This window comes from Sphingomonas anseongensis (genome assembly GCF_023516495.1).
GTDB lineage: Bacteria > Pseudomonadota > Alphaproteobacteria > Sphingomonadales > Sphingomonadaceae > Sphingomicrobium > Sphingomicrobium anseongensis.
The window spans coordinates 1,497,829-1,505,000 of sequence record NZ_JAMGBC010000001.1 but is presented as its reverse complement, the minus strand read 5'-3'; the positions used below and the strand labels follow the sequence as shown (position 1 = coordinate 1,505,000).

The window sequence follows — 7,172 nt, the reverse complement described above, 5'->3', positions numbered from 1 at the left end:
CGGTTCCGCAGGCTCACGGCCAGGAATAGCACGAACCCCGTCACCAGAACCCAGGCGAACGCGAGGTGCCAGCGACGCGCCGCGGCCAAATTGTAGGTTGAGGGAATCGTTGCCCATCCCGGGAACGGGCGACCTTTGAACGTCAGCCACGGATGGTCGAAATTTGCCCCGAACTGCCCCCAATAGAGATGCGGGTGAGCGTTGAAGATCATCAGCCCGCTCATCAGCATGACGATGACGGTGATGGCGTTGACCCAGTGCCAGATGCGCGTTGGCAGCCGGTGGCGATAGGCAAACCGGCGCGGCGAGCGCGCTTCGATCGGCTCGGCGGTGACGGCAGCGTCGTTCATCAACGTCTCCCCGGCGAGCAGAAGCATAGCGCGGCCGAAGCAGGGCTAATAGGCCCTGGGCGATAGTCCTTCAGAAGGCGAGCGTTTGCACCAATCCGCCGGCTTCAAGCCGCGGCGAGTTCGGCCGCTGCCGGACGAGCAGGTCAGCCTGCGCAAGCGCATTCTGCGCGCTGGAATCCTGATTGCCGACAAGCTGCACGCGCTCGCCGGACCAGCAGGCGCGATGGAACGTCTCGCGGCTCCCGCATTCGGCGAGAGGGGCCTCGAGCGGGGCGTTGCGCCAGCCCAGGGCATCTTCCATCCGCCTGCCCGTCATCCCGGCCAGAAGAGGCGCGAGGAACAGGCGGGCAGTCACCATGGCCGAAGTCGGGTTGCCGGGGAGCCCGAGGACCAGCGCCTCGCCCGCGCGGCCTAGCCACACCGGCTTCCCGGGCTTCATCGCCACCTTGGAGAAGACGAGCTCGAGCCCCGCTGGCTCGAACATCGCCTTGGCGAAATCCTTCTCGCCCACGGAGGCGCCGCCAGTGACGATCACCAGGTCCGCTTCCTTTGCCGCGCTGGCTGCGGCCGACCGCATGCCGGCAAGCTCGTCGCGAAGGCGGCTGCGGCCGGTCACGTCGGCGCCCCATTGGTTCGCCATCGCGGCAACGCCGAACGAGACGCTCTCGGGGATCGCATCCGCCCGCGAGGTCGCACTGCCGGGTTCGGCAAGCTCATCGCCGGTGCTGAGGATATGCACTCGCGGCCGGCGATAAACCTGCACTCCGGCAATATCGGCCGCGGCGGCAGCGACAATCCCCCGCGGATCGAGAAAGCGACCGCAATCCAGCAGTTGGTCGCCCGAGCGAAAATCGTTTCCCGCGACGCGCACGTGACGCGCATTGCCAGGCGCGCTTTCGAAGATGGCGATGTCGCCTTCGCGGCGAACATTTTCCTGCATCACCACCCGGTCGGCGCCGGCCGGGACAGGCGCGCCGGTGAAGATGCGCACGCATTCCCCGGCGCCCATTGAGCCGCCGAAGCCGGCGCCCGCGAAGGATTCTCCGACGATGGTCAGCCGCGCGGGAACGGCTCGAAGGTCGGCATCCGCAAGCGCATAGCCGTCCATCGCGGAAACGTCCGTTCGCGGGGAATCGATCGCGGCTACGACGGGCGATGCGAGCACCCGCCCCGCCGCCTCCTCGATGCTTACGCTCTCGAAGCCCCGAGGTTTGGCCACGCGCCCGATCTCGGCGACCGCTTCGTCGAAGCTGATCATCGCGCCCAGTCGCCGGACTTCCCGCCCGTCTTCGAGACGACCGCGATGTCGCCGATGACCATCGTTCGGTCGATCGCCTTGAGCATGTCGAACAACGTCAGGCAGGCGACGGAAACGGCGGTTAGCGCCTCCATTTCGACACCGGTGACGCCTTTTGTGCGCACCTCCGACCGTACCCGCAGACCGGGCAGGCCTTCGTCGATTTCGACCTGCACCTCGACCTTCGTCAGCGACAGCGGGTGGCAAAGCGGGATCAGCTCGGCCGTGCGCTTGGCGGCCATGGTCCCGGCGAGCTCGGCGGTCGCGATCACGGAGCCTTTCGGGGTCGTCCCGGCGCGGATCTGCTCCAGCGTCCCCGGCGAGCAAGCCAAGGTGCCAACGGCGGTCGCGGTTCGAGTCGTGGCGGCCTTATCGGTCACATCGACCATCCGCGCCCGGCCCTGGTCATCGACATGGGAAAGCTTGCTCATGCGCACAAATGCCTGAGCCGCGGCACCTGCCCCGCGAGCGAACAGGGCCGGTAGCGGCTGTCGAGCTCCTGGCCGAGCACCAAGTCCCAGCCATCGCGGCACGCCCCGGTCGAGCCCGGCAGGCAGAAAATGAATGTGTCGTCGATCTGGCCCGCGAAGGCGCGCGACTGGAGCGTCGAAAGCCCGACGGTGCCGAGACTGGCATGGTGGAAGACCGTGGAAAAGCCGTCCATCTCGCGGCGGAACAGCGGCTTCACCGCCTCCGGAGTCACGTCCCGCGGCGAAAAGCCGGTGCCGCCGGTGGAAATGATCACGTCCACCTGCGGGTCGTCAGCCCAGGAGCGAACCTGGTCCCGGATCGACTCAACCTCGTCGCTGACGATGGCTTTTCCCGCCAGCTCGTGGCCGGCGGCGCTCAGCCGCTCGACGAGAAGCGCGCCCGACTTGTCGGTCTCCTCCGTCCGCGTGTCCGATACGGTGAGGACCGCGATCCGAAGCGGGTAAAAGGTCAGGCCTTCGTCGATCCCTGCCATTCCTCAGTCCCAGCGCTCGCGGTCGGAATAATCGGTCTCGGTGGGCTCGATCCAGCGCGATCCAGCCTCGCCCGTCTCGCGTTTCCAGAATATCGCCTCGGTCTTCAGCCGATCCATCAGGTAGTCAGCGGCATCGAAGGCCGACCGGCGGTGCGGCGACGCGGCGCCGGCGAATACGATCGGCTGGCCAGCCGGAACCTCCCCGAAGCGGTGGACGACGCGGACATGAGTGACGTCGAACCGCTCAGCCGCGGCGCCGGCGATGTCTTCGAGCGATTTCTGGGTCAGCGTCGGGTGATGCTCGAGCACCAGCACATCCACCGCCTCTCCGCCCGACGAGCGCGGACGCGCAATTCCGGTGAAGCTTACGACTGCTCCGTCGCCGGCCGCTTCGGCGACCAACGCCGCAAGCTCGAGGTCCGGGCGAAGCCGTTTTCCTTCAAGACGGGCGACGATGCTCATCCGCCGGACACAGGTGGAAGGAACTCGATCTCGTCGCCCTCGGAAACCATTTGCTCGTCGCCGACGATTGCGCCGCCGACGCAGGCTTTTGACCGCCCGCTCGCAAGAGTCGCGGCACCGCCCGGGAATTTTTCGGCTAGGATTCGGCGAACGTCCCCGACGCGCGAGTGCGCGGGGATATCGACCTCGACCTTCGGACCGATGGCCTGGGCGAGGCGCCCGTAGAAGCCGATCTTCACTCGGCGACCTGCGGATTGCGGAGCATGGGGTGCTCTCGCCATGCCAGCGCGGCGGCGTCAACTAATTATGGCCGACTCTCGGTCACGGAACGAGTTGAGGCCGACGGCACTTGTGAACGCATGGCTCAGTCTTCGAAAGCGCCAACGCCGATGGAAGCCGTGCTCGCTGCCGAGCTGCCGGTCGGCGAGGGCTGGCAATATGAGCCCAAGTGGGACGGCTTTCGTTGCCTCGCCCGGCGCGAAGGCGACGACGTCCAGCTGATCTCCAAGAGCGGGAAGCCGCTCGGCCGCTATTTTCCCGAAATGCTCGAGGTGCTGGCCAGGCTGAAGCAGGATCGATTCCTCCTCGACGGAGAGTTGATCATCACCGTCGGCGACGTCCTCTCCTTCGACGCCCTGCAACTTCGGCTTCACCCGGCGGAAAGCCGGGTGCGCAAGCTCGCCGCAGAGAGCCCCGCCGAGCTGATGCTGTTCGACCTCCTGTCGCTGGGCGGCGAGGATTTGTCGGACCGGCCCCTGTCGGAGCGGCGCTCGGCGTTGGAGAAATTCCACGCCTCCACCGATCAGCCCCAGCTCAAGCTGTCGCCGGCAACGCGCGAGCGTGATCTCGCGATCGGCTGGCTGGAACGGTCCGGCGGCGCACTCGACGGAGTCATCGCCAAGCGGCGCGACCAGCCGTACAAATCCGGCGAGCGGGCGATGGTGAAGGTGAAGCCCGAGCGCACCGCGGACTGCGTCGTCGGCGGCTTTCGCTATGGGGAAAAGCACGATTTCGTCGGCTCGCTGCTGCTCGGCCTCTACGATTCCAAGGGCCTTCTCAACCACGTCGGATTCACTTCGGCGATTCCCGCGAACGAGCGCGAGCAGCTGACGAAGGAGCTCGAAAAACTGATCGAGCCACCCGGGTTCACCGGGGATGCTCCCGGGGGGCCCAGCCGCTGGCGAACTGCGCGATCAGGCCAGTGGAAGCCGCTGAGGCCCGAGCTCGTCGTCGAGGTGAAGTACGACCAGGTGACCGCCGGCCGCTTCCGCCACGGAACGTCGATCGTCCGCTGGCGGCCGGACAAGGATCCTAAGCAGTGCACCTATGACCAGCTCAAGCCGGAGCTTCGCCCGTCGGAGCTCGCCGAGGTGTTCGGCCAGTGACCGCGGATCTGTTCGGCGAACCTGTCATCGCCGGGCTAGACTACCGGCCGGAGTTCATCACGCATGCCGAGGAGCAGGAGCTCGTCGGCCACCTTTCGGCGGAGGAGCTGTCGCCCTTTCGGTTCCACGGCTGGACCGGCAAGCGCCTGACTCGAAGCTTCGGTTGGCGCTACGATTTCGACGACGCCAGCTTCTCGCCGTCTGAGCCGATCCCCGGCTGGCTCGAGCCGCTGCGGTCGAAGGCGGCGGGCCTTGCGGGAGTCCGGCCGGACGATTTCGTGCACGCGCTGCTGGTTCGCTACGATCCCGGCGCGGGCATCGGCTGGCACAAGGACCGCTCGGTCTTCGAGACCGTCGTCGGAGTTTCGCTCGGCACGCCGGCAATGCTCCGCTTCCGGAGGCGACGCGCCGGGGGCTTCGACCGCATGCAGGTCGAGGTCGAGCCTCGCTCGGCCTATCTGCTCTCCGGCGAAGCGCGGCACGAATGGGAGCACGGCATCGCGCCCGGCGAGACGCTGCGCTTTTCCATCACATTCCGAACCCTTTCGGAGAAGGGCCGAAGGATCGCGACTTCCCCCTAGCGGCTCTCGAAACCGGCGACGCACTCGGCGACCCAGCGGGCCGCGGTCAAAGCGCTGAGGTCGGTCGGATCCAGCGGCGGGTCCCATTCGGTAAGGTCGATGACCCGCACCAGCGGATACTCCGCGATCTTCCGGACCGCCCAGAAAAAGTCGGCGACCTGCATCCCGCCGGGTCGCGCGCCCGGGGCCCCGGGCATCTGGCTCCGGTCGATCACGTCGATGTCGCAGTCGAGGACGACAGCGGTGCAGTTCGACACATGCTCGATCGCCCGCTCGACCGCGCTTCGGATCCCGTCGCGCCTGACCTGTTCCATGGTGACGACGAGATTGCCTGCAGCAAGCGCGTCCTGGTGCATCTTTGCCGTATTGGCGAAGCTTGCGAGGCCGATCTGGGCGATGTTGCCGCCCGGAAGCCCGTCCTCGATCAGGGCTCGAACCGGGTTGCCGTTGCTCAGGCCGTCGTCGAGGTCGCGCATGTCGAAGTGCGCGTCGAGTGTGATCAGTCCCACCTCCTCGAGCGGGAGGCCGAGTCCAAGCACCGCCGGCCTCGTCACCGCATTGTTGCCCCCGACGACCAATGTGAGCGCGTGGTCGGCGACGCTCGCCGCCACCGCTTCCGTGATGGGGCCTGTGGCCTCCTCGATCGACATGCCGCCAAGCGAGACGTCTCCCCGGTCACGGATGGCGGTGAAGATCGATCGCCCCATCTCCACGTCGTAGGTTCCGATGCGCCTCAGCGTCTCGCGGAGCAGCGACGGCGCCTTGTCGCACCCACCGGGAGTGACCGACCCCGCAGCGAGGGGCGCGCCGACAAGCCCGATGGGAACGGGGCTGTCGTCGTCGATCAGAAGGTCGGAAAGATTGGGCCAGGCGCTCATGGCTTTTGCCCTAACAGCCCCTCTTCCCTAAGGGCAAATCCATGTGGGACCGTCTCCTCACCGATTGCCATGTTGCGACCATGGAGCCTGCGCCCGGCAATCCGCTGGGCATAATCGAAAACGGCGCCATCGGAATCCAGGACGGCCGGATCGTCCGCGTCGGCACCAGGACCGACCTTGCCGGCAATCGCGCGCGCGAAGTTCTTCCGCTCGGAGGCGCGTGGGTGACGCCCGGCCTGATCGACTGCCACACGCACCTTATCTTCGGCGGCAACCGCGCCGACGAGCATGCGATGCGCCGCGCCGGCGCCAGCTATCAGGAAATCGCCGAAGCGGGCGGCGGGATCGCCTCGACTGTGAAGCGCACCCGCGAAGCATCGGAGCCGGAGCTGCTGGCCTCGGCTGCGATGCGCCTCGATGCGCTGATGAAGGGCGGGGTGACGACGATCGAGATCAAGTCCGGCTACGGGCTGGACCTCGAAGGCGAGCTTCGGCTGCTCCGTTGCGCCAAGGCGCTGGCCGCCAGCGAGGCCGTCCGCATCGTCCCGACCTTGCTCGCCCTCCACGCTTTGCCGGCAGAGTGGAAGGACCGGCGGATCGGCTATGTGTCGATGGTCATCGACGAGCTTCTTCCAGCGGTCGCCGACGAGCAGCTTGCTGAAACGGTGGATGCCTTCTGCGAGGACATGGCCTTCTCGTCTGACGAGGTGGAGCGCCTATTCAAGGCGGCGCACGCGCGCGGCTTTCGGGTCAAGCTTCATGCCGAGCAATTGTCGAACCAGAATGGCGCTGCGCTCGCGTCGAAATACAACGCTCTGTCTGCCGATCATCTCGAGCATCTCGACGAGCATGGCGCGGCAGCGATGGCGGAGGCGGGGACGGTCGCGGTGTTGTTGCCCGGGGCCTTCTATGCCCTGCAAGAAGAGCGGAAGCCGCCGGTGCAGCTGCTTCGCGATCACAAGGTCCCGATCGCCGTCGCGACCGACTGCAACCCCGGCACTTCGCCTTTGCTTTCGCCGACCTTGGCGATGAACATGGCGTGCACTTTGTTCGGCCTCACGCCCGAGGAGGCGCTGGCTGGCATGACGATCAACGGCGCAAAGGCGCTCGGGATCGAGGAGGAAATCGGAACGGTCGCCGTCGGCAAGGCCGCCGACCTTTGCGTGTGGCGGCTCGAAAGCCTGGCCGAGCTCGGCTACTGGATCGGCCTTCCGGGGCCTGAGCGGCGGATCTACGCCGGGGACGATACATAGAA

General features: G+C 66.8%; 10 protein-coding genes (1 of these 10 running past the window's edge). 3 read left to right on the top strand and 7 right to left on the bottom strand.

Annotated features, from left to right (window positions below; genetic code table 11):
• From LZ519_RS07750 to LZ519_RS07725, 6 genes are all read right to left on the bottom strand, one after another.
• Positions 1-350, bottom strand: the 5' portion of a protein-coding gene (locus LZ519_RS07750) for a cytochrome b/b6 domain-containing protein (RefSeq protein ID WP_249868121.1). 406 nt of this gene lie to the left of the window's left edge; only the first 350 of its 756 coding nucleotides appear in the window; the start codon lies at positions 348-350; its stop codon lies beyond the left edge, outside the window.
• Positions 351-420: 70 nt separating this feature from the next.
• A complete protein-coding gene (locus LZ519_RS07745) occupies positions 421-1,608 on the bottom strand; it encodes a molybdopterin molybdotransferase MoeA (protein WP_249868120.1) in 1,188 nt (395 codons plus the stop codon).
• A complete protein-coding gene (moaC, locus tag LZ519_RS07740) occupies positions 1,605-2,078 on the bottom strand; it encodes a cyclic pyranopterin monophosphate synthase MoaC (protein WP_249868119.1) in 474 nt (157 codons plus the stop codon). The genes LZ519_RS07745 and moaC overlap by 4 nt, the downstream gene beginning before the upstream one ends.
• Positions 2,075-2,611: a molybdenum cofactor biosynthesis protein B gene (gene moaB, locus LZ519_RS07735; RefSeq protein ID WP_249868118.1), complete on the bottom strand. Its 537-nt coding sequence runs from the start codon at positions 2,609-2,611 to the stop codon at positions 2,075-2,077. Before moaB ends, moaC begins: the two co-directional genes overlap by 4 nt.
• A 3-nt stretch (positions 2,612-2,614) precedes the next feature.
• Positions 2,615-3,073, bottom strand: a complete 459-nt coding sequence (locus tag LZ519_RS07730; protein ID WP_249868117.1) for a molybdenum cofactor biosynthesis protein MoaE — start codon at positions 3,071-3,073, stop codon at positions 2,615-2,617.
• A complete protein-coding gene (locus LZ519_RS07725; protein ID WP_249868116.1) occupies positions 3,070-3,354 on the bottom strand; it encodes a MoaD/ThiS family protein in 285 nt (94 codons plus the stop codon). The genes LZ519_RS07730 and LZ519_RS07725 overlap by 4 nt, the downstream gene beginning before the upstream one ends.
• A gap of 108 nt (positions 3,355-3,462) precedes the next feature.
• Here LZ519_RS07725 and LZ519_RS07720 point away from each other — a divergent pair, with 108 nt between their 5' ends.
• Positions 3,463-4,458, top strand: coding sequence for an ATP-dependent DNA ligase (locus LZ519_RS07720; protein ID WP_249868115.1), 996 nt, complete (start codon positions 3,463-3,465; stop codon positions 4,456-4,458).
• Entirely contained in the window at positions 4,455-5,039 is a 585-nt protein-coding gene (locus LZ519_RS07715; protein WP_249868114.1) for an alpha-ketoglutarate-dependent dioxygenase AlkB, read from the top strand. The genes LZ519_RS07720 and LZ519_RS07715 overlap by 4 nt, the downstream gene beginning before the upstream one ends.
• On the opposite strand, the gene LZ519_RS07710 is transcribed toward LZ519_RS07715, so the two are convergent.
• Positions 5,036-5,917, bottom strand: coding sequence for an arginase family protein (locus LZ519_RS07710; protein ID WP_249868113.1), 882 nt, complete (start codon positions 5,915-5,917; stop codon positions 5,036-5,038). The two genes, LZ519_RS07715 and LZ519_RS07710, sit on opposite strands and share 4 nt — an antisense overlap.
• Before the next feature lie 41 nt (positions 5,918-5,958).
• Between LZ519_RS07710 and hutI the strand changes: the two genes are divergently transcribed.
• Positions 5,959-7,170 (top strand): imidazolonepropionase, encoded by a 1,212-nt coding sequence (gene hutI, locus LZ519_RS07705; RefSeq protein ID WP_249868112.1) that lies wholly within the window; start codon positions 5,959-5,961, stop codon positions 7,168-7,170.
• Positions 7,171-7,172 lie beyond the last annotated feature (2 nt).

Coding starts and splice junctions, on each gene's coding strand:
- LZ519_RS07745 (WP_249868120.1), bottom strand. CDS start 1,608: ATGATCAGCTTCGACGAAGCGGTCGCCGAGATCGGGCGCGTGGCCAAA.
- moaC (WP_249868119.1), bottom strand. CDS start 2,078: ATGAGCAAGCTTTCCCATGTCGATGACCAGGGCCGGGCGCGGATGGTC.
- moaB (WP_249868118.1), bottom strand. CDS start 2,611: ATGGCAGGGATCGACGAAGGCCTGACCTTTTACCCGCTTCGGATCGCG.
- LZ519_RS07730 (WP_249868117.1), bottom strand. CDS start 3,073: ATGAGCATCGTCGCCCGTCTTGAAGGAAAACGGCTTCGCCCGGACCTC.
- LZ519_RS07725 (WP_249868116.1), bottom strand. CDS start 3,354: ATGGCGAGAGCACCCCATGCTCCGCAATCCGCAGGTCGCCGAGTGAAG.
- LZ519_RS07720 (WP_249868115.1), top strand. CDS start 3,463: ATGGAAGCCGTGCTCGCTGCCGAGCTGCCGGTCGGCGAGGGCTGGCAA.
- LZ519_RS07710 (WP_249868113.1), bottom strand. CDS start 5,917: ATGAGCGCCTGGCCCAATCTTTCCGACCTTCTGATCGACGACGACAGC.
- hutI (WP_249868112.1), top strand. CDS start 5,959: ATGTGGGACCGTCTCCTCACCGATTGCCATGTTGCGACCATGGAGCCT.